This is a genomic window from Capnocytophaga cynodegmi DSM 19736 (assembly GCF_000379185.1).
In the GTDB taxonomy this organism is placed as follows: domain Bacteria; phylum Bacteroidota; class Bacteroidia; order Flavobacteriales; family Flavobacteriaceae; genus Capnocytophaga; species Capnocytophaga cynodegmi.
The window spans coordinates 92,784-111,729 of the sequence record NZ_KB900726.1; the positions used below are offsets into that span (position 1 = coordinate 92,784).

General features: G+C 35.8%; 19 protein-coding genes. 3 read left to right on the forward strand and 16 right to left on the reverse strand.

The genetic code is table 11. From position 1 onward, the window contains the following. Positions 1-116: 116 nt before the first annotated feature. From YW9_RS12705 to YW9_RS0107945, 3 genes are all read left to right on the forward strand, one after another. Complete coding sequence (locus tag YW9_RS12705) at positions 117-1,007, forward strand: alpha/beta fold hydrolase (protein WP_018279646.1); 891 nt, start codon at positions 117-119, stop codon at positions 1,005-1,007. 101 nt (positions 1,008-1,108) lie between these two features. Beyond that, entirely contained in the window at positions 1,109-2,116 is a 1,008-nt protein-coding gene (gene holA / locus YW9_RS0107940) for a DNA polymerase III subunit delta (protein WP_018279647.1), read from the forward strand. A 68-nt stretch (positions 2,117-2,184) separates the two neighbouring features. After that, positions 2,185-3,939, forward strand: a complete 1,755-nt coding sequence (locus YW9_RS0107945) for an ABC transporter ATP-binding protein (protein ID WP_018279648.1) — start codon at positions 2,185-2,187, stop codon at positions 3,937-3,939. An 81-nt stretch (positions 3,940-4,020) separates the two neighbouring features. On the opposite strand, the gene sufD is transcribed toward YW9_RS0107945, so the two are convergent. From sufD to odhB, 16 genes are all read right to left on the reverse strand, one after another. Then, a complete protein-coding gene (sufD, locus tag YW9_RS0107950) occupies positions 4,021-5,307 on the reverse strand; it encodes a Fe-S cluster assembly protein SufD (RefSeq protein ID WP_018279649.1) in 1,287 nt (428 codons plus the stop codon). Between the two features lie 130 nt (positions 5,308-5,437). Beyond that, positions 5,438-6,001 carry a Tll0287-like domain-containing protein gene (locus YW9_RS0107955; RefSeq protein ID WP_018279650.1) on the reverse strand — a complete coding sequence of 188 codons (564 nt, stop codon included), beginning with the start codon at positions 5,999-6,001 and terminating at the stop codon, positions 5,438-5,440. Positions 6,002-6,093: 92 nt separating this feature from the next. Then, positions 6,094-7,128 (reverse strand): SMI1/KNR4 family protein, encoded by a 1,035-nt coding sequence (locus tag YW9_RS13130; protein WP_018279651.1) that lies wholly within the window; start codon positions 7,126-7,128, stop codon positions 6,094-6,096. 62 nt (positions 7,129-7,190) lie between these two features. Continuing rightward, entirely contained in the window at positions 7,191-8,150 is a 960-nt protein-coding gene (locus YW9_RS13135) for a DUF2262 domain-containing protein (RefSeq protein WP_018279652.1), read from the reverse strand. A gap of 161 nt (positions 8,151-8,311) precedes the next feature. Continuing rightward, on the reverse strand, positions 8,312-8,692 hold the full coding sequence (locus tag YW9_RS0107970; protein WP_018279653.1) for an HU family DNA-binding protein: 381 nt from the start codon (positions 8,690-8,692) through the stop codon (positions 8,312-8,314). Positions 8,693-9,146: 454 nt separating this feature from the next. Next, on the reverse strand, positions 9,147-9,965 hold the full coding sequence (locus tag YW9_RS0107975; protein ID WP_018279654.1) for a hypothetical protein: 819 nt from the start codon (positions 9,963-9,965) through the stop codon (positions 9,147-9,149). A 100-nt stretch (positions 9,966-10,065) separates the two neighbouring features. After that, on the reverse strand, positions 10,066-10,803 hold the full coding sequence (sufC, locus tag YW9_RS0107980) for a Fe-S cluster assembly ATPase SufC (protein ID WP_013998035.1): 738 nt from the start codon (positions 10,801-10,803) through the stop codon (positions 10,066-10,068). Between the two features lie 33 nt (positions 10,804-10,836). After that, positions 10,837-12,237, reverse strand: a complete 1,401-nt coding sequence (locus tag YW9_RS0107985; protein WP_018279655.1) for a carboxylesterase family protein — start codon at positions 12,235-12,237, stop codon at positions 10,837-10,839. Between the two features lie 147 nt (positions 12,238-12,384). Continuing rightward, positions 12,385-12,969, reverse strand: coding sequence for a DJ-1/PfpI family protein (locus YW9_RS0107990; RefSeq protein ID WP_018279656.1), 585 nt, complete (start codon positions 12,967-12,969; stop codon positions 12,385-12,387). Positions 12,970-13,241: 272 nt separating this feature from the next. After that, entirely contained in the window at positions 13,242-13,553 is a 312-nt protein-coding gene (locus tag YW9_RS0107995; protein WP_013998037.1) for a hypothetical protein, read from the reverse strand. Between the two features lie 457 nt (positions 13,554-14,010). Then, positions 14,011-14,211, reverse strand: a complete 201-nt coding sequence (locus tag YW9_RS0108000) for a hypothetical protein (protein WP_018279657.1) — start codon at positions 14,209-14,211, stop codon at positions 14,011-14,013. Between the two features lie 278 nt (positions 14,212-14,489). Beyond that, the gene (sufB, locus tag YW9_RS0108005; RefSeq protein WP_018279658.1) at positions 14,490-15,947 is read right to left on the reverse strand and encodes a Fe-S cluster assembly protein SufB; all 1,458 of its coding nucleotides are present in this window, start codon (positions 15,945-15,947) and stop codon (positions 14,490-14,492) included. Positions 15,948-16,026: 79 nt separating this feature from the next. After that, positions 16,027-16,416 (reverse strand): four helix bundle protein, encoded by a 390-nt coding sequence (locus YW9_RS0108010; RefSeq protein ID WP_018279659.1) that lies wholly within the window; start codon positions 16,414-16,416, stop codon positions 16,027-16,029. Between the two features lie 73 nt (positions 16,417-16,489). Continuing rightward, the gene (locus YW9_RS0108015) at positions 16,490-16,819 is read right to left on the reverse strand and encodes a HesB/IscA family protein (protein WP_018279660.1); all 330 of its coding nucleotides are present in this window, start codon (positions 16,817-16,819) and stop codon (positions 16,490-16,492) included. 190 nt (positions 16,820-17,009) lie between these two features. After that, positions 17,010-17,561 carry a TlpA family protein disulfide reductase gene (locus YW9_RS0108020; protein ID WP_018279661.1) on the reverse strand — a complete coding sequence of 184 codons (552 nt, stop codon included), beginning with the start codon at positions 17,559-17,561 and terminating at the stop codon, positions 17,010-17,012. Between the two features lie 156 nt (positions 17,562-17,717). Next, positions 17,718-18,932, reverse strand: a complete 1,215-nt coding sequence (gene odhB, locus YW9_RS0108025; protein WP_018279662.1) for a 2-oxoglutarate dehydrogenase complex dihydrolipoyllysine-residue succinyltransferase — start codon at positions 18,930-18,932, stop codon at positions 17,718-17,720. Positions 18,933-18,946 lie beyond the last annotated feature (14 nt).

Genomic DNA, 18,946 nt, shown 5'->3' on the forward strand with positions numbered 1-18,946 from the left:
AAAAGTCACCTTGCTGAAAAAGCAGGGTGACTTTTTTGTGTAACTTATAGCTACGTTTGATAATTGTTTTTTTGTATATTTGCATTCTTAGTGAAGTTTGAATACCCTCATCGTCTATGAAACAAGTAATTGGAAAGTGGATTTCGCCAGAAAAGCGACAAGAATATCTGGAAGCGTACGAGGAGGTGATGCGTACATTGCCTCAGCCAGAGTCCTCGCAAGTAAAAACTTCATTTGGTAGTGTACAAGTGTATTGCTGGAAAAAAAATTGTCTTAATAATAGAAGTCCTATTCTCCTTTTGCCAGGAAAATCATCAGGCACACCAATGTGGTACGCTAATTTGCCTGATTTTTGTAAAAATAGAGTTGTGTATGCTTTTGATGCATTGGGAGATGCAGGATTAAGTGAACAAGACCACCCAATACAAAATAATTTTGAACAAGCAAGATGGATAGCAGAAACGATAGAAAAGCTTAATGTACCTCAGTTTCACATAATAGGGCATTCTTTTGGAGGTTGGTTATCAGCTAATTTTGCCTCGTTTTATCCAAATAGAGTCGCTTCTTTGGTTTTGATTGAACCTGTTTTTACTTTTCAGATGATAAAATTTAGTATTATTTTAAAGTCAATACCTTACAATATGCGATTTTTGCCTAAAAGATGGCGACAATGCTTGCTGAAAGAAATAAGTGGTTCTCAAAATATTGATATAACAAATCCAGTAGCTAAAATGATTGATAGTGCTGCAAATTACTATATTTCCAAATTGCCCAAGCCAAAAATGATTACTCCTAAGCAGATGTGTGAATGGGAGTTTCCCGTGTATATTGCTTTTGCAGATAATAGCGGTGTACATAACTCTTTTAAAGCATTGGAAGTTGCTAAAAAGAATGTGAGAAGTGCAGTGTGTAAGTTATGGAAAAAAGCAACTCATTCGTTACCAATGGAATATTCAGAAGAACTAAATTATGAAATTATACATTTTATAGAAACTAACGAAACTTGAAGAAGGTTTTATGCTGGTCAAGGTGTTAAAATGTTATTAAATCTTCGGTAATGAACTAAGGTTGTACTAAAAGTTAGTGGGATTAAAAGTATGAAAAGATTATGAACGAAGCCCAAAACATTATTGATAACATAAAAAAAGGTAATATCTCTCCTATCTATTTTTTGATGGGGGAGGAGCCTTATTTTATTGACCTGATTTCAGATTATATTCAGGAAAATATCCTTCCAGAAGATGAAAAAGGGTTCAATCAGATGGTGCTTTACGGGCAAGATGTGTCGGTTGCAGATATCATCAATAATGCAAAACGTTTCCCGATGATGGCTCCTTATCAAGTAATTATTGTAAAAGAAGCTCAGAATTTAGGAAATTCTGTAGAGGATTTGGTTTCGTATGTTGAGAACTATACACAAACAACAATTTTAGTGATTTGTCATAAATATAAAACACTCGACAAGCGTAAGAAACTGGTAAAGGCTCTTGGCAAAAATTGTGTTCTTTTCGAAAGTAAGAAACTTTATGACAGAGATGTGATGAACTGGATTCCAACTATTTTGAAAGAAAAAGGCTACACAATTCACCCACAAGCTACGCAAATGCTGGTAGAGTTTTTAGGAACGGATTTGAGCAGAATTCAGAATGAAATGGATAAACTTACTTTAGTAGTCTCAAAAAATACCGAAATCACTCCCGATATTATTGAAAGAAATATAGGAATTAGTAAAGAGTTTAATAATTTTGAATTACGGAAAGCCATTGGAGAAAAGGACGAATTTAAGGCGGTCAGAATTATCCGATATTTTGCTGATAATCCGAAAGATAATCCTATTGTTGTGACTCTTGGAACGCTTTATAGTTTTTTTCAGCAACTTTTGATGTACCACGGGCTCACTGACCAAACCGATAAAAATGTAGCAAGTGTGCTGAAAATCAATCCGTATTTTGTCAAAGAATATCATATTGCAGCTCGTAATTATCCAATGAAGAGAGTTAGTGCTATCATTGCTGGACTGCGGGAAATAGATATGAAAAGCAAGGGAGTAGGTGCAGCCAATATCTCACAATCTGATTTCTTGAAGGAATTAATCATAAATATTTTGAGAAATTAATTTTCATAGCCTTCACGTCAGTTATAAAAATACATTTTGTAATGATTTTCGTTCAAAAACAATAAAAAATGTCAGAAAATTCAAAAAGTAACAAACATACTTTCAAACAATTATATCATTTTGTAAAGCCTTATCGCTTTGCTTTTTTTGTAGTTGCTTTTTTGTCTGTTTTGGCTTCATTACTCGCGACTTCTCAGCCTTATCTCATCAAGACCGCGATAGACGATTACATCATTCCTAAAGATTATAATGGTCTTTTTCTTATCACATACTTTTTGGTAGGATTGCTTGTGTCGGAAGTGCTTGTACAGTTTTTATTTGTTTATTTTGCAAGTTGGTTAGGACAAACTGTAATCAGAGATATCCGCAAGAAGCTTTTTGCTCATTTACTGCGTTTTAAAATGTCATATTACGATAAATCGTCTGTCGGATTGTTAGTTACACGTGCGGTAAATGATATGGAGCGTATCGGAGAGGTTTTTAGCTCTGGGCTTTTTGAAATTATAAGTGATTTGCTGAAAATGATTGTGATAGCAGTTGTTATGTTCGTTATTGATTGGCGATTGGCTTTAATAAGTTTTATGACGATGCCTTTCATTCTGTATATGACACGATGGTTTCAAAAATCAATGAAATCAGCTTTTGTTGAAGTTCGTAAAGAAGTCGCAAATTTGAATGCCTTTGTACAAGAACGAATCTCAGGAATAAAAATCGTACAGCTTTTCACTCAAGAAGAAGGAGAATATGAAAAGTTTAAAAAAATCAATGAAAAACATAAAAAAGGTTGGCTCAGAACCATTTGGTATAACTCTATTTTTTTCCCCGTAGGAGATTTGTGTGTTTCCATCACAATAGCTGTAATCGTTTGGTATGGAGGTTTTAATGCTACTTCCAAAAATACATTTGATTTAGGAGTTATATTTTTGTTCATTCAACTTACGCAAATGTTGTTTCGCCCTCTCAGACATATTGCAGACAAATTCAATACGTTACAAATGGGTGTGATAGCTTCTCAACGTGTATTTGCCATGTTGAATACAACAACTGACCTTGAAAAAGAAGGAAATAAAGAACTCACAAACGTAAAAGGTAATATCCGATTTGAAAATGTTCGTTTTGAATATGTTGAGGGAGAGGAAGTATTACGAGGAGTTAGTTTTGAGGCAAAACAAGGTGAAACTATTGCTATTGTTGGTGCAACAGGAGCTGGTAAAACAACGATTATCAATTTATTAAATCGATTTTATGATATCAAATCAGGAACGATTTATATTGATGATATAGATATAAAGACGCTCACTTTATCCTCATTGCGTGAGCACATCGCGGTAGTGTTACAAGATGTTTTCTTGTTTGCTGATAGTGTTTTGAATAATATCACATTAAAAAATCCAAATATTAAGGAAGAAGATGTTATTGAAGCGGCAAAAAGCATTGGAGTACACGACTTTTTGATGAAACTTCCTAATGGTTACCATTATAACGTTAAAGAAAGAGGAACGATGCTCTCGGCAGGACAACGCCAGTTGATAGCCTTTTTGCGTGCATATATGAGTAAACCTGAGATACTTATTCTTGATGAAGCTACTTCGTCAATAGATTCGCATTCCGAAAAAATGATTCAAGAAGCTACCGACAAAATAACTAAAGGACGTACCTCAATTATTATTGCTCATCGTTTGGCAACTGTGAAAAAGGCTGATAAAATTATTGTATTAGATAAGGGAAATATTGTTGAAATCGGAACTCACGAGCAACTTCTTCAAATTGAAAATGGTTATTATCGTAATCTGTACGAAGTTCAGTTTGCTACAAATGAGTAAGCTAGTTTTATAGATAAAAAAGGTTATAAATATGAACTATTTATAACCTTTTTTACTTTTTAATTTCAGATGATAAGAAACTTATACTCCTAGTTTGTTAGAAATCATTGTACTAATGTGTGATTCTAATTCAGGGATTTTTACACTTTCCAGCACCGTGTTAGCAAAAGCATAAGTTAACAAAGCTTCGCCTTCCTTTTTAGGAATTCCGCGTGTTTGTAAGTAGAAAAGAGCTTCTTTGTTAAGTTCCCCCACTGTACATCCGTGTGAACATTTTACATCATCAGCAAAGATTTCTAATTGTGGTTTTGTATTAATATTGGCTTTGTCCGAAAGTAAAATGGTATCATTTTGCTGGTAAGCATTCGTTTTTTGGGCAATTTTCTCCACCATAATTTTCCCATTGAAAACTCCTGTACTTTTATCAGATAAAATAGTTTTATAATCCTGATGGCTTTCGCAATTTGGCTCGGCGTGATTAACCAATGTGTAATGATCAACGTGCTGATTTCCTGATAGGATTGTAACGCCTTTCAGAGTTGACTCTAAATGTTCCCCGTGATGGTAGAAATTCAAGTTATTACGCGTTAAATCTCCTCCGAAAGAGAAAGTATGTACCGAAGCGTTGCTGTTTTCTTTTTGTGAAATGTAAGTATTGTCAATCAACGAGGCTTTTGAATTATCGTTTTGAACTTTGTAGTAATCCAAAATTGCATTTTTCCGAACAAAAACCTCAGTTACAGTATTGGTAAGCACGGCATTTTTTGATAAACTCTGGTGGATTTCAATGACTTTTACTTGTGCATTTTCGCCAACTTCAATAACATTTCGAGGCTGATGACAGATTGCCTCATCTGAATTCGTTGTGATGTACAATAGTTGTATTGGCTTTTCAATTGCTTTATTTTTAGGGATATAGATGCAAATTCCTTCACTGGTAAAGGCGGTATTTAACGCTGTAAAAACATCATCTTTCCGAGTTTCTTGATTGAAATGCTTTGTGACAAATTCTTGATTGTCAGAAGATTTTAAAATATCACTCAAAGGAGAGATTAGAAAATCATTAGTTTGATTATCAGATAATTCTGGAGAGTAATATCCATCAACGAAGATAATTTTATAGCTATCACACGCCACCAAAAACGGACGAACCTGCTCTTCCGTAACCTGATTTTTTACCTTTGGCAATAAAGCAAAGTCATTTTTTAACAAGTCTGAGAGCGAGGTGTATTTCCAAGCCTCATCTTTTTTTGTGGGAAATCCTTTCTTTTCAAAAACTGAAATAGCTTCCCTGCGAGTATCTTTTAATATATCTTCCTTATTTTCAAATGTTTCAAAGGAAGAAAGCCAATTTTCTTTTAAGTTCATTTTTTAGTTTAGTAATTTTTTTAAATAAATTTTTTTTCTCTGAAAGAAAGTGTGCAAAGGTATGAAAAAAAATAATCCGACAAGCAAAATATTTACTTCAGAGTAAGAATTCTTTGTGGTTATGAAGAAATTAGTCACCGATTTTGATTTTCCAAAGCCCTCGCAATTCGCCCATTTTGTAATTAGTTGCTTTGTCATTCGGATATTTTTCTGCCAGTATTTGAAAGGTTTCTGGGGCGATATCAGTTTGTGTATTTCCGTGACAGGCAAGGCAAGTAGGCATCGCCAGTGGAATTGCTTTATAATAATATACATCTTCTTTGTCTTGCAAAATCAGGTGCTTTTCTCCAGAAGTTTGCATTAAAGTTGCCATATCATTCCAAGCTTTTTGGTCTAACTCCGAAGAGATAAAATTATTTGGGTTGCGGTTCTTGTCAGAAACTCGCTGAATATGATGTTTATTTGAAAGAGAGTCTGTCAGGAAAACAGCTTTCTCGCTACAAAAATCCACAGCACGAACGGCTCCACCTTCCTTCATCTTTGCCGAAACGTTCATAAGCAAAACTTTCTGTGCTTGGGTGGCAATGCTATCCCCCAACGTCAGGTAATGAGTAATCTCACTTTCTGTTAGTTTTCTTGACTGGTTACAACTTACTAAAAGAAGCCCTACAATGCTAAAAAATATCTGTTTCATTTTGAAAAAATTTAGGTTCAAATTTATGGTAAAATACTGAAAAAGAAAAATTTATTATTCTTTATTTTCTGAAAAATATCCAATGTTTTTACTTAAATAAAACTTGTCAAATTCACAATTTCTCCTGTAGAATCATCTTTAAATACCAATTGAAACCCTTGAAACTCCTTAAGCTTTTGAAGTCGAGGTAGGAAGGCTTCTAAGATTTCTTTCTGACGAGTTGCCCAATCAGAATGTGGTGTGTACTGACTCAGTTTGCGTTGATAAACCAATTTATCCGTTATGTTTTTATCCATACGCCAGTTGAGTTGCTTCAAAAGTTCATATACAGGAGAAGATTCCTCAGGTATGGGAGAAAAATACAACCAAAGCATTCCTTCTATTTTTTGTAACTGAAGAGGAGGAGAGTCCGTATCTTTATCATAATAGTAAGTTTGATTTTGATATTCAAAACCGATTTCTTTCTCCAAAAGCTCCTCTAAATCTTCGCGAGTGATAAGTCCCTGATAGCTATCTACACCTTTGCCATAATTCACTTTATACGTGTGAGTAAACCATTCTCGCTGATAAAGCTCAGAAACAATACGTTGCTTTTCTTCTGACAGATAAGGCAAATGTGTACGAAGCATATTATCAGTATTTTCTTTGAAACTGCCGTCCATTATCAATCCTTCTTCATAAACATCACAAACCGACTTACAAAGCTCAGCAAAGATAAAGTCCTCTAAATTCTTTGCTAATATCTCAAGCTCTACATCATCGTGAGGAAGTAACACAATCAGCGGTTCAGCTGCCTCAATTTCTTCTGGGAAATGATACCAAAAGCAATAATAATCACCTCCACCAGTCCGCCCAAATGGAACAAACAGATAGTCAGGATTTATCTCACGATAGTCATCAGGGTCGCGCATCTCTTCGATGGCAGATTGGATTTCTTCTATGGGTGTTACTTCAAAATCTTGACCATATAGTAATAAAGGCGGGTTAGCTTTCAGCTTTGGATAGGTTAGTTGTAACCAATCGGAAGAATATTCCCCTAAATTAAGCATATTATTTTGATATAATTCTTTGTATAATGCAGGATATTCAAATCTAAATTCTTGTTCTAAGGCTTCTAACTTTTTCATTATTTGTATGTTTATTGTATTCTTTTTAATATGTTAATTTTCAAAATTGCTAAGGTAATTTATTATCCTTGCATACCTCCAAAGGATAATTTTTTCTTGTTATTGATTTCAATAACTAAGGTGTGTCCTCCAAAATAATCAGGTGAAGTTACAAGATTTATATCGATACTTTCAATAGTTCCTTCTTCTAAAAGTACAGAAATCCCTTCAATATAAATGCTTTTGATTAGTTCTTCTTCCGTAATAGGAGTAGTTAAAATAGTGTTATCATACAGGATAGCTTTCCCTTTCTTCTTTATTTCAGTAGTTGCCCAATCGTTGAAATGACTTAAAAAGTCCTCAGCTTCTAAAGCAAAAGTAAGTATCATTTCGCGATTATCTTCTATCCATTGCAAACGATTGCTAATAGCTTTTTTGGAATCATAATTGCCAATAATGTTGATTTCTGTTTCCTTTCCCCAGATAGTTGCAGTAGTTTGGTATTCATCATCACAATCAGTAGGTATAAACTTACCTAAAGTTATTTTATTCCCTACGGAAGAGATGACTTTTTTCTTCATAGGTTTTTTCTGGAATGCTTCAGGAATTGGTTCATTTTTACTTGTGGCTAAAGCTCTTTGATACGAAGCTATGTCTTCTTTTGCATATTTTGTAGGAGCTTCTACACGTTGCTTTTTCAAATAATCAAGCAGATTATTTTGCTCAATAAGAAGTATTTCCATTGCCGAAGTTAGGAAGATTGTTTGCGGAAAACCTAAATATGTTACATCTTTTTCTTCTTCGGGTTTACCAAATTTCTCGTTGATATAAAGGCAAACTAACGTCTGATTTTCTAAAAAGAATCGGTAAATTTCATCAATTGAAAGGTTGGATAACTTACATTGCTCACTAATGATATTGTACAATTGTAATTCCATTGTATTGTAAATATCAATATGATATTCTTGGCTTAACTGCTTTATTAACTCCTGATATTCTGTGGTTTCTACTACTTTCTTTAAATCTTGAATGCTGATACTCATAATGTTTTGTTTTTATTTCATAATTAATTGTATTTAATTGTAAGTAGAAAATAGGGTTTTTGTTGTATATTTTTCTATTAATGATAAGTAACACTAAAAGGCTTTCTAAGTATGTTTTTATAGAAAGCCTGATAGCGTTTGAACAAATTATTGGTAGAAAATTACTTTTTCTTAAAGGTGGCTACCTTAATCATATCGGATAACATCTTTCCTGGGCGGAAAAGAATATGAGCAGACTTCACTTTGGTTCCTGTAACATCTTCTTCCTTTTCTGATGGAGTCCCCGTAATTCCCATCTGAAGCGTAAAATGCTCTCCCACACGAACTATTTTCCCTTCAGATAAATCGTGCGTTACTTTGGTCAAAACGGTTTCGAGTACTGCCAAAATATCTGCTTTTGATACAGTTGAAACCGACGAAGCATACATTGCTAAGTCATTGAGGTTTGTTTCGCCATCTCCCACAGCTTGAGGGTACCACTTAGCAGGTTCGGTAGGTTTCTGCGGGTTTCTTTTCTGTACTGCTTTAATCTTGATTGCCATAAGAATCTTTCTTTTAAAATTAAACAAATAAACATTTTGTTGTATAACTCACTTATAATCCAAGTGATATACAAGACAAATTTAGAAAAACAAACCTAAATTAGCTAATACTTTAACAAATATTTAATGATTTTACTTCTTTCTGTTTTAATAAATTATATATTGAAACAAGGTGTTTTTCATCTATAAAATTTAAGAAAGAAAAATAGGTTTCTTAAAAGTCAAAAAGAAGATAATTTAAAAACATCAGGAGCTTTTCAGTAAAACATCAAGAACTTTTCTTAAAAAGATACTGAGCTTTTTAGCAAAATATCAAGAGCTTTTTTGTAAGAGATATAAATTATTCATTTATAAGCTATTGTGAAGATGATTTTTTGGTCTTTTGTTTTTATAAAAAAGCAAGTAGTTTTTTGTGGAATTTATAAGTATAAACAAAAGAAATTAATGATGTATTTTATTTATCATCTCCTTGTGAAAACATTCTTTTGATTATAGTTTGTATCTCAAAAATATCGCTCATCGAATAAAGTCCTATGGGACTTTTCAGATGGCTATTATCAGGAGGCGTGTCAATGGCACTTGCAATTAATGTAACTTGTCCTGCAGGGTCTGGCAGATATTTTAGTCCTCTGATGCTAAACTTACTGATTTTTGTTGTTCCATCACTATATTTTTCGCCAATAGATCGGGTGTTTTTTAGTTGGTCGAGCGTAGGGATTTCGTCAAAAGTCTTTTCATAAAACTCCACAACTGGGCTTTGATTGATGCCTGTATCCGTATGAATGTAAGCAATGTAAAAGATGTTTTCCAATTCTATTGCGATGATATCCTTCGGACGATAAAAAGTAATTGATTCAGGCAATGCGGGGCGTCGCTTTAATGGCACGGGCGTACTTTGTAAAAGTTCCTTAATTTGTGGCGATTTCCTCTCGAAGTCATCACTCAAAACAACATCTTTGTTAAGTGCATCAATTGCGTCAATGGCTTGAGAGGTAATACTTGGCTGACTAAAACCATATTTGTGAAGCAGTGTAGCCATAGCAACAAGGGCTTTGTTTCTGTAATGTTTTTTGTTCTTTTCTGCGGAAGGTTTCAAAGCACAATCCCAACGTAATAACAATTTCGGAAGGATAGTTGCTAATTGCTTCTGTGGCGTTTCGTTAGCAGAACTGGTCATTGCCAACCAAACAAGCCGAGCTAAATCATCATCTATCGTTTCCACCAGATATTTTGCTGCTAATTTGTCTAAGATTTGTGAATGTTTTATATTCATATTGATACGTTCTTTTTAATGATTTTCTACTGAGGAAAGGCTCAAATGAAGCAAAAGGTTTAAAGCGTTTGCTTTAAACCTTTTGTTATTTGATTTGTTTTTATTTCAGCCAATCATAGCCTTTTTCTTCAAGTTCGAGAGCGAGTTCTTTTCCGCCCGACTTCACGATTTTTCCATCGGCAAGTACGTGAACATAATCCGGAACAATGTACTCTAACAAACGCTGATAGTGTGTGATAACAATTACCGCATTGTTTTGGCTTTTTAGTTTGTTTACTCCGTTTGCCACGATACGAAGAGCGTCGATATCCAATCCGGAGTCTGTTTCGTCCAATATCGCGACTTTTGGCTCAAGCATTGCCATTTGGAAGATTTCGTTACGTTTCTTTTCTCCCCCTGAAAAGCCTTCGTTAAGTGAACGAGATAAGAAATCTTTGTTGATTTCCAAAAGTTCAGCTTTCTCGCGGATTTTCTTTAGAAGCTCAGCCGCAGGCATTTCCTCTTCACCACGAGCTTTTCTCGCTTCGTTTACCGCAGTTTTTATGAAGTTTGTAACGGAAATTCCGGGGATTTCCACAGGATATTGAAAGGACATAAATATTCCCTTGTGGGCTCTTTCTTCGGGAGCGTCTTCCAAAATGCTTTCTCCTTCCAAAATGATGTCTCCCTCAGTAACTTCGAAGTTTTCATTGCCCGAAATCACTGCCGAAAGCGTGGATTTTCCTGCTCCGTTAGGTCCCATAATGGCGTGAACCTCACCTGCTTTTACATTCAGGTTGATGCCTTTTAAAATTTCTTTATCCTCCACAGAGGCGTGTAAGTTCTTTATCTCTAACATTTTATATATTGATTTTTTAATTTATTTTCTATTTTAATTTAGGTGTACTTCCACAGCGGCAGGGAATACTCTTTCAGGGTCAAAGAAAGTAGCACAGCTATTGACAAGGTGTTGAACATCAGGTTGTAGCATTCCTTTGAAAACTTGTTTATTATTCACTACAACAGTAACTTCTTTGCTGAAATCCACCAAATTTTGGTTCAAATAAACAACAAATTTTCCTTTCTGCAAAGGAATATGCGTTTTTTGATATTTCGTGAATAAGTTCCAACGAGGACTTCTTTCAATTCCCTTATAAGTAACTTCATCAACATTGATACTTACTTTGTTATCAACGATGTTCATCGTGTAACGCACACGCTCCGCTCCACGTTCTTTGATAGCAATGTTATAAAATCCTTTTCGGTAGATGCCGTCCATCGGGAAATCCTCCCAAACTACTTTTTTCGGATGCGGATTACGTGTATATTGCTTTAGCCAAGGTGTCGTAGGGCGATAGTCTATTCCGTGTCCTTTGTTAGGAATTAACTCAATATGATGTACAAATCCCTGAGGGTCTTCGGCTTTAAACTTTTCAAATTCTTCTTTAGCATATTGAGTAAATAAATCTCGATGAAACATATTATCGTTTGCCCCTGTTCGCAGTGAAAAAGCAATATTTCGGCAGTTTTCTACCGGAGCGTTTATGAGTGGTTCGCCTCCTGCCATCGGACCTGCCCCCGCCAAATAATCAGCATAAAAAGAAGCTAATCGCTGACTTCCGTAACCTCCTTCAGATATTCCGAAGAAATACACTCTATTAGCGTCTACTTTCCCTGAAAGAAAAGCCAATCGGAGTAGTTTCTCCCAAGCAAATTGTTTTGCCTTTTGCCACCAACGATACAGTTCGCCCGTATTGGGAATTTGCGGAATGAAATAGGCAGATGGAGCATCTTCAAAGTGTCGTGCAAGAGTCTTTCCGTTAGCCCACTCCTGATGTTTATCGCCCGAACCGTGCATATACACAAAAAGCGGATACCCTTTTTCAGGTTGATTGCCTTTGGAAGCCCAATAGAAAGGCATTATAGCATTTGCCTCCAAGTTAGCGGGAAGTTGCCAACGATTGCCTTGAGTAGCATTGGTAAGAGGAGCTAAATCTCCTAACTTCTCTTCAGAAAAACTTTGGTTTGCTTCTTTCCAACTTTGCCAAATTTCTTGTTGCGTATGGGCTATTTCAGTAAGCGACAAGGTTTTCCCTTCTTGAAAAGACGTTGTTTTACCCGATAGGTGTTCTACGAAAAATTGTTTGACCTTTTCTTTGGATATATTCCCTTTTGGGGCTTCTTGCTCCGGCTTAGGGATTTCTTGTTCTTTTGGAGGTTCAGTATGTTCTGCTTTGCTGCAAGATGTACTTGCCAAAGCCCAAAGTGTGATGAATAAAAATGCTTGTTTCATAAATCGTTATGTTTGTAATAGTAGTTATATGTCAGTTATTTTTGGTTTTATTTTATGTGTGATGTTACCTTTCCTTGTTTGGAAAATATTGTGTACGGACAAAATATATTTTGTCTCTACGAAAAAAATACTATCTCTCTTTATTTATTAAGAAAATATATCATTTTCTTTGTCAGAATTCCATACATATTCAATGTGCGTAGCAATTTGCTGTGCTTTCTCTTGTCCAAATCTATCTGCTACAAAAGCTAAAGCCATATCAATCCCTGCGGAAACCCCTGACGAGGTATAAAACTTTCCATCAACCACCCATCGGGCTTTTCGCTTCCAACAAACATCAGGAGCCATTTGTACTGCCCAATCAAAAGCCTTTTTATTGGAGGTTGCTTCACGATTATTGAGCAATCCTGTTTTTGCAAGTAATACGCTACCTGTGCAAATACCTAAACAAAATTCAGCCTTTTTTGCAAAAGAAGAAAGGGTATCTATAAAAATGGAATCATCAACCAATCTTCTTGTTCCTTGTCCGCCCGGAATTAATAGAATACCCGTAGGATTGCTCTCTGTTATTTTATGTGTGATAATTTGCGTTCCCTGTTTGCTTGTTATAATTCCCCCATTGATGGAAAAATATTTCAGATTGAATGTTTCTACTTTTCCAAGAATTTCCACAGGACCAAACAGGTCTAAAGTTTCAAAATCATCAAATAGAAATAAATTTATGTCCGTCATTTTATGTTAAAAATATTATTTATTTTATTCATAACAAAATATAGTTTGTTCAATGGCATATATTTTATTACTTAAATGGATTGTAATTTTCAGCTATTGAAAAAAATAATGTACGAGAGAAACACTTTTCGCCCTTACAGAAAAATATGTTATCCCTATCGTGAAAATGTAATTTTCGGACGAGACACATCGCGTCCCTACAATAAAAACACAATGTACGGGCGAAGCATTTTCCGCCCCTACATTTTTTTGTTTTGTACCACCTTGCGGACTTACCTTTTATCCTCAATACCGAATTCTCGCCACTGACTTTGCTGATAATCCATCTTGGCTCTCTTCCGAGCAACCGATTGTTTGTCGGTAAGCAGCTTGAGTTGCTTGTCAAACTCCTCAGTTTTCGATTTTAAATCGGCTTTGAGCTTCTCTTGTTCGCTGTTTAGGGTTTCGACTTTGTTTTTTAAGGCTTCCAACTCATCGATAAAAGCCTCATCAATCCCTGCGGGTAGATTATCCTTGTGATTTCTAAGCCCGTCAATCATTAACTTTACAGATTTGATGTTTTCTGCATACGATTTCCTTGCCATAATAATTCAATTTTAATGGTTAATATTCCGTTTAAGCCTTCCACCTTTGTTATCCATTAGTTTTTGGGCTATTTCATTAAAAAACAAGCAAATATCGAGCCAAATATTACTTATTATCAGCTTTTTATGAACGTATTTATCAACACTCTTTGTTTTTGTAACGTGGATTGTATTTCTGCTGATGTTAATTTATATCTATATTGCTTAAAAAACACCTTACATCACATTGCTCTACACAATGTACGGAAGAAATATCTTATATCATAATCGCTCTACATAATGTACGGGCGTATTGCAATACGCCCTTACGGGAAATATCTCATATCACATCACTATGCACAATGTAAGGGCAAAAGATGTTTTGCCCCTACGGGGAAATATTTTATATCATATTGTCCTGCATAATGTACGGGCGTATTGCAATACGCCCCTACGGGAAATATCTTATATCACATCACTATGCACAATGTAAGGGCAAAAGATGTTTTGCCCCTACGGGGAAATATTTTATATCATATCGTCCTACACAATGTACGGGCGAAATATTTTTCGCCCCTACAAGGAAATGCCTTGTACTATTAGGGATATTGTCCATCCCTTTAGGGAAACACTCTATCCCTTTAGGGAAATGCCTTGTACCATTAGGGATATTGTTCATCCCTTTAGGGAAATACGTTATCCCTGATGAAAAATGTTCTATCCCTTTAGGGATTTGTCTTATCCCTTATAGAAAAACAAAATATTTTGATGAAATACGCTTTATCTCTATAGGGAAATGTTTTATATTACATTATTTTAAACGATGTAAGGGTGTATTGCAATACACCCCTACTGTATTAACGCCTTGTTATGGTTGTTTTCTGTGAAAAATAGCTTGAAACTTGGCTTTTTCATCTTTCTTTTTGAAAAAGATTATTGGGTGTCGAGCCTCTCGACCTATCCGACGCTTCCTTCCAAAGAGATTTCCAATAATTTCTGAGCTTCTACGGCAAATTCCATTGGGAGTTTGTTTAAAACCTCCTTGCTGAAGCCGTTTACAATTAGGGCGATGGCTTTTTCCGTGTCGATACCGCGTTGGTTGCAGTAGAAAATTTGGTCTTCCCCGATTTTTGAAGTTGTGGCTTCGTGTTCTATTTGAGCGGTCTTGTTTTTCGCTTCGATGTACGGAAAGGTATGAGCTCCGCACTCGTTGCCCATCAAAAGGGAATCACATTGCGAGAAGTTTCGTGCATTCTCGGCGTTCGGACTAACTTTCACCAATCCTCGATAAGAATTCTGCGATTGTCCGGCAGAAATCCCTTTTGAAATAATAGTTGAACGGGTGTTTTTCCCTAAGTGAATCATTTTGGTTCCTGTATCCGCCTGTTGGAAGTGATTGGTTACGGCGATGGAGTAAAATTCCCCAATCGAATTATCTCCTTTTAGCACACACGATGGATATTTCCACGTTACTGCGGAACCTGTCTCAACCTGCGTCCAAGATATTTTAGCGTTTTTTTCACATAGTCCGCGTTTGGTTACAAAATTGAAAACTCCTCCTTTACCATCTTTATCCCCCGGGAACCAATTCTGAACGGTAGAGTATTTTATCTCGGCATCGTCCAAAGCTATGAGCTCCACTACGGCAGCGTGTAATTGGTTTTCGTCACGTTGCGGAGCGGTACATCCTTCAAGATAAGACACGTAGCTACCTTCATCGGCAATGACCAAAGTACGCTCGAACTGCCCTGTACCTGCCTGATTGATTCGGAAATAGGTAGAAAGTTCCATCGGACAACGAACGCCTTTCGGTACATAACAGAAAGACCCATCGGAAAATACCGCCGAGTTCAGGGCAGCATAGAAATTGTCGGTTTTAGGTACGACAGAGCCGATGTATTTTTTCACCAATTCGGGGTGTTCTTGAATGGCTTCGGAGATAGAACAGAAGATGATTCCTTTTTCTGCCAATGTCTTTTTGAAAGTTGTCGCCACCGAAACGGAATCCATCACGATGTCCATCGCAACAGGGGCAACGCCTGTTAAACGTTTCTGTTCTTCAATGGAAATACCTAATTTGTTAAAAGTTTCAAGAAGTTTTGGATCTACTTCATCTAAACTTTCGTATTGAGGTTTCTGCTTGGGTGCGGAATAATACGAAATGTCTTGGAAATTAGGTTTTTCGTATTTTACATTTGCCCACTCAGGTTCTTCCATTTCTTTCCAAATGCGGAAAGCCTCAAGACGCCAATTAGTCATCCACTCAGGTTCGTTTTTCTTTTTGGAAATCGCAATTACAATTTCCTCATTGAGCCCCTTTGGGAATGTTTCGGCTTCGATATCGGTATAAAAACCATAGGCATACTCCTTGGTTTGTAGTTCGTCACGTAAATCGTCTTCTGTGTATTTTGCCATAGTTTTAGTTTTTAAGTTTAAGGTCTAAGGTTCAAAGTTCAAGGTTTAAAGAGTGAACTCTGAATATGTAACCTTAAAATTACTTATATTTTATGCCTTTTAAATTGCTGTTAATTAAATAATTGATAAATATATTTATTTTCTTGCTTAAAATTTCAGTCTGATTTTTTAGTTTGATAAATTCTTCTTCGGAAATGAATCCTCTATCCAAAATTCGATACAATTGCGACCTTGTCTCTCCACAAGAAGCCTTCGCTATTGATAAAAATTGTATAAATTCCTTGTTTCCATTACGTTCAAAGCCTTCTGCGATATTATCCATTATTGATCCTGACGCACCATCAATTTGATTACTTAAACGAAAATTACTTTTAAGTGCTGAATTTTCGATGATTTGATAAACATCATTGCTAAGTATTCTTGCCAATTGCCAAATTTCTAAGTCTTCAAATCTTTTTATCGTAGCCATATTGTGTTTTTAAGATTGAATGTGTAAAGTTTCCGACAAAACCTTGAACATTAAACTTTGAACCTTGAATTATTTACAACGAAAAACTCTCTCCACAGCCGCAAGTTCTGTTGGCGTTGGGATTGTTGAATACAAAGCCTTTTCCGTTAAGTCCGCCTGAATATTCAAGGGTTGTACCTACCAAATAGAGAAAACTCTTTTTGTTTACAGCAATGCGTATTCCGTTGTTTTCAAATATTTTATCGTCGGCGTCAGTAGTTTTGTCGAATTTGAGTTCATAGGAAAGTCCGCTACAACCACCGCTTTTTACGCCCACACGTACAAAATCGGTTGTAGGGTCGAAATTATCATCTTCCATCAAGGAAATTAGTTTCTTTTTTGCTTGTTCAGATACTTGAATCATTGTGTTTTACGTTTTGATTACTTTCTAAAAAAAAGCTAAATATATGATATATATCAGGTTTTGTTGGCAAAAATAGCACATATAATTCAAATACCAACATATATATAATTAAATTATACGTATGTTGGTATAAGATTTTCTTATTATTAATCCGTAAGTGGTTGAAAAATAGTTAGAATTTCATTGAAAGCTATTTTGAAATGGCATCTAACAAACTGCGAACTTTATCACTATTCCAATTTGCAATTCGTTCGCTTTTTGCTCGGACAACTCCGTGTTTGTCAATGATATATCCCGAAGGTATTTTTTCTGCATCAAAAGGCATTTTCTCACCTATGATTAAATAAGTCACTTTAAAGTTATAACCTCTCTTGGACATTAATTCTTCTACCGGAGAAGGTAATTCATTGGTAATTATATAGAAATCAACTTTCTCTTTGTAGTCATTGTAGAGCTTTTGTATGCCAGATAAATCGGCAACACTGGTAACTCTCCACGATGACCAGAAATAAACAAAGGAAGGTTTCTTTCCTTCTGACTGAGAAAAGTTGAACTCTTTGTCATCTCGGTCTTTTAATTTCCAATCAAAGTCAATTTTATATTGTTCATTGGCAGGAAGAACCTCAACAGAGCTGGAAAATATCCGTTGTAAGATTATCTTACTTTCATATCCCAAAGGAGTTACGAAAAAAGCGAGAATAAATAAAATTAATGCGAGATTTAATATAGTTTTTAGTTTCATCTTCAAGTAAGTAAGGGAATTAATTGCCCTAAAAAAGTTTAAAAAAACGATTAAAAGTTTATAAAATTAGATAACTTGCGAAAGCTAATAGAAGATAGAGAACAAAAGCCCAAAAGATACGTTCTTTTGAGCCTTTATTTTCTTATTGAAGTGCTTTTATAATTCTAAAGCTGCTTTAGCATTGCCATTCATTAGGATTTCTACGGGGTTTTCCAACGCTTCTTTCACAGCTACTAAGAAACCAACCGATTCGCGTCCGTCAATAATGCGATGGTCATACGAAAGTGCGACATACATTACCGGAGCTATCGTAATTTGTCCGTTTTTAACCACAGCTCGTTCTACAACATTGTGCATTCCTAAAATTCCTGATTGTGGTGGATTGATAATAGGAGTAGAGAGCATCGAACCGAAGACACCTCCGTTGGTAATAGTGAATGTTCCTCCCGTCATTTCGTCGACAGTAATCTGACCATCACGAGCTCGTACCGCTAAACGCTTAACTTCTGCTTCAACACCGCGGAATGATAAATTTTCAGCGTTGCGAATTACCGGAACCATCAATCCTTTAGGACCAGAAACGGCAATTGAAATATCATAGAAGTTATACGTTACCTTTTCTTGCCCATCAATCATCGAATTTACGTCAGGATACATCTTTAAAGCCCTAACTACTGCCAACGTAAAGAAAGACATAAATCCTAAATTCACATTATGTTTCTCTTTAAAGGCATCTTTGTACTGATTTCGAAGCTGGTAAATCGCACTCATATCTACCTCATTGAAGGTTGTTAGCATTGCTGTTTCATTTTTGGCAGATACTAATCTTTCTGAGACTTTACGGCGGAGCATTGACATTTTAGTTCGCGTTTCACTGCGACTTCCTCCCGTAGGTGTGCCCATAGATGGCTTCGAAGCCTTTAAAGCATCGTCTTTAGTGATACGTCCATCTCTTCCTGTGCCTTTTACAGCCGATACAGGGATTTCTTTTTCTTCTAATATTTTACGAGCTGCCGGACTTGGGGCATTTGTTGCATAAGTTGCCTTTTCGGCTGGTACTTCTGCTACTTTCTTTTCTTCTTTTTTAGGTTCCTCTTTCTTAGTAGGTTCAGATGTAGCGTTTCCTGAAGGTTTTGTAGCTGAAGTATCGATTAAGCATACTACTTGACCTACTTTTACTGCATCACCTTCCTCAGCTTGTAGCGTAATTACGCCACTGGCTTCGGCAGGAAGTTCGAGGGTTGCTTTATCTGAATCAACTTCGGCGATAGCTTGGTCTTTTTCTACATAATCACCCGTCTTTACAAGCCAACGTGCGATTTCTACTTCCGTGATAGATTCTCCCGGTGAGGGAACTTTCATTTCTAACATAGTATTATTAGTTT

Bases quoted from the DNA above. Each gene is read 5' to 3' on its own strand.
- YW9_RS0107995 (WP_013998037.1), bottom strand. From the start codon at position 13,553: ATGGCAAGGAAATCGTATGCAGAAAACATCAAATCTGTAAAGTTAATG.
- YW9_RS0108000 (WP_018279657.1), bottom strand. From the start codon at position 14,211: ATGAACAATATCCCTAATGGTACAAGGCATTTCCCTAAAGGGATAGAG.
- YW9_RS0107990 (WP_018279656.1), bottom strand. From the start codon at position 12,969: ATGACGGACATAAATTTATTTCTATTTGATGATTTTGAAACTTTAGAC.
- YW9_RS0107970 (WP_018279653.1), bottom strand. From the start codon at position 8,692: ATGGCAATCAAGATTAAAGCAGTACAGAAAAGAAACCCGCAGAAACCT.
- YW9_RS13130 (WP_018279651.1), bottom strand. From the start codon at position 7,128: ATGAAAAAGTTAGAAGCCTTAGAACAAGAATTTAGATTTGAATATCCT.
- YW9_RS12705 (WP_018279646.1), top strand. From the start codon at position 117: ATGAAACAAGTAATTGGAAAGTGGATTTCGCCAGAAAAGCGACAAGAA.
- YW9_RS13135 (WP_018279652.1), bottom strand. From the start codon at position 8,150: ATGAGTATCAGCATTCAAGATTTAAAGAAAGTAGTAGAAACCACAGAA.
- YW9_RS0107955 (WP_018279650.1), bottom strand. From the start codon at position 6,001: ATGAAACAGATATTTTTTAGCATTGTAGGGCTTCTTTTAGTAAGTTGT.
- holA (WP_018279647.1), top strand. From the start codon at position 1,109: ATGAACGAAGCCCAAAACATTATTGATAACATAAAAAAAGGTAATATC.
- YW9_RS0108010 (WP_018279659.1), bottom strand. From the start codon at position 16,416: ATGGCTACGATAAAAAGATTTGAAGACTTAGAAATTTGGCAATTGGCA.
- YW9_RS0107975 (WP_018279654.1), bottom strand. From the start codon at position 9,965: ATGAATATAAAACATTCACAAATCTTAGACAAATTAGCAGCAAAATAT.
- YW9_RS0107945 (WP_018279648.1), top strand. From the start codon at position 2,185: ATGTCAGAAAATTCAAAAAGTAACAAACATACTTTCAAACAATTATAT.
- sufD (WP_018279649.1), bottom strand. From the start codon at position 5,307: ATGAACTTAAAAGAAAATTGGCTTTCTTCCTTTGAAACATTTGAAAAT.
- odhB (WP_018279662.1), bottom strand. From the start codon at position 18,932: ATGTTAGAAATGAAAGTTCCCTCACCGGGAGAATCTATCACGGAAGTA.
- sufC (WP_013998035.1), bottom strand. From the start codon at position 10,803: ATGTTAGAGATAAAGAACTTACACGCCTCTGTGGAGGATAAAGAAATT.
- YW9_RS0107985 (WP_018279655.1), bottom strand. From the start codon at position 12,237: ATGAAACAAGCATTTTTATTCATCACACTTTGGGCTTTGGCAAGTACA.
- YW9_RS0108020 (WP_018279661.1), bottom strand. From the start codon at position 17,561: ATGAAACTAAAAACTATATTAAATCTCGCATTAATTTTATTTATTCTC.
- sufB (WP_018279658.1), bottom strand. From the start codon at position 15,947: ATGGCAAAATACACAGAAGACGATTTACGTGACGAACTACAAACCAAG.
- YW9_RS0108015 (WP_018279660.1), bottom strand. From the start codon at position 16,819: ATGATTCAAGTATCTGAACAAGCAAAAAAGAAACTAATTTCCTTGATG.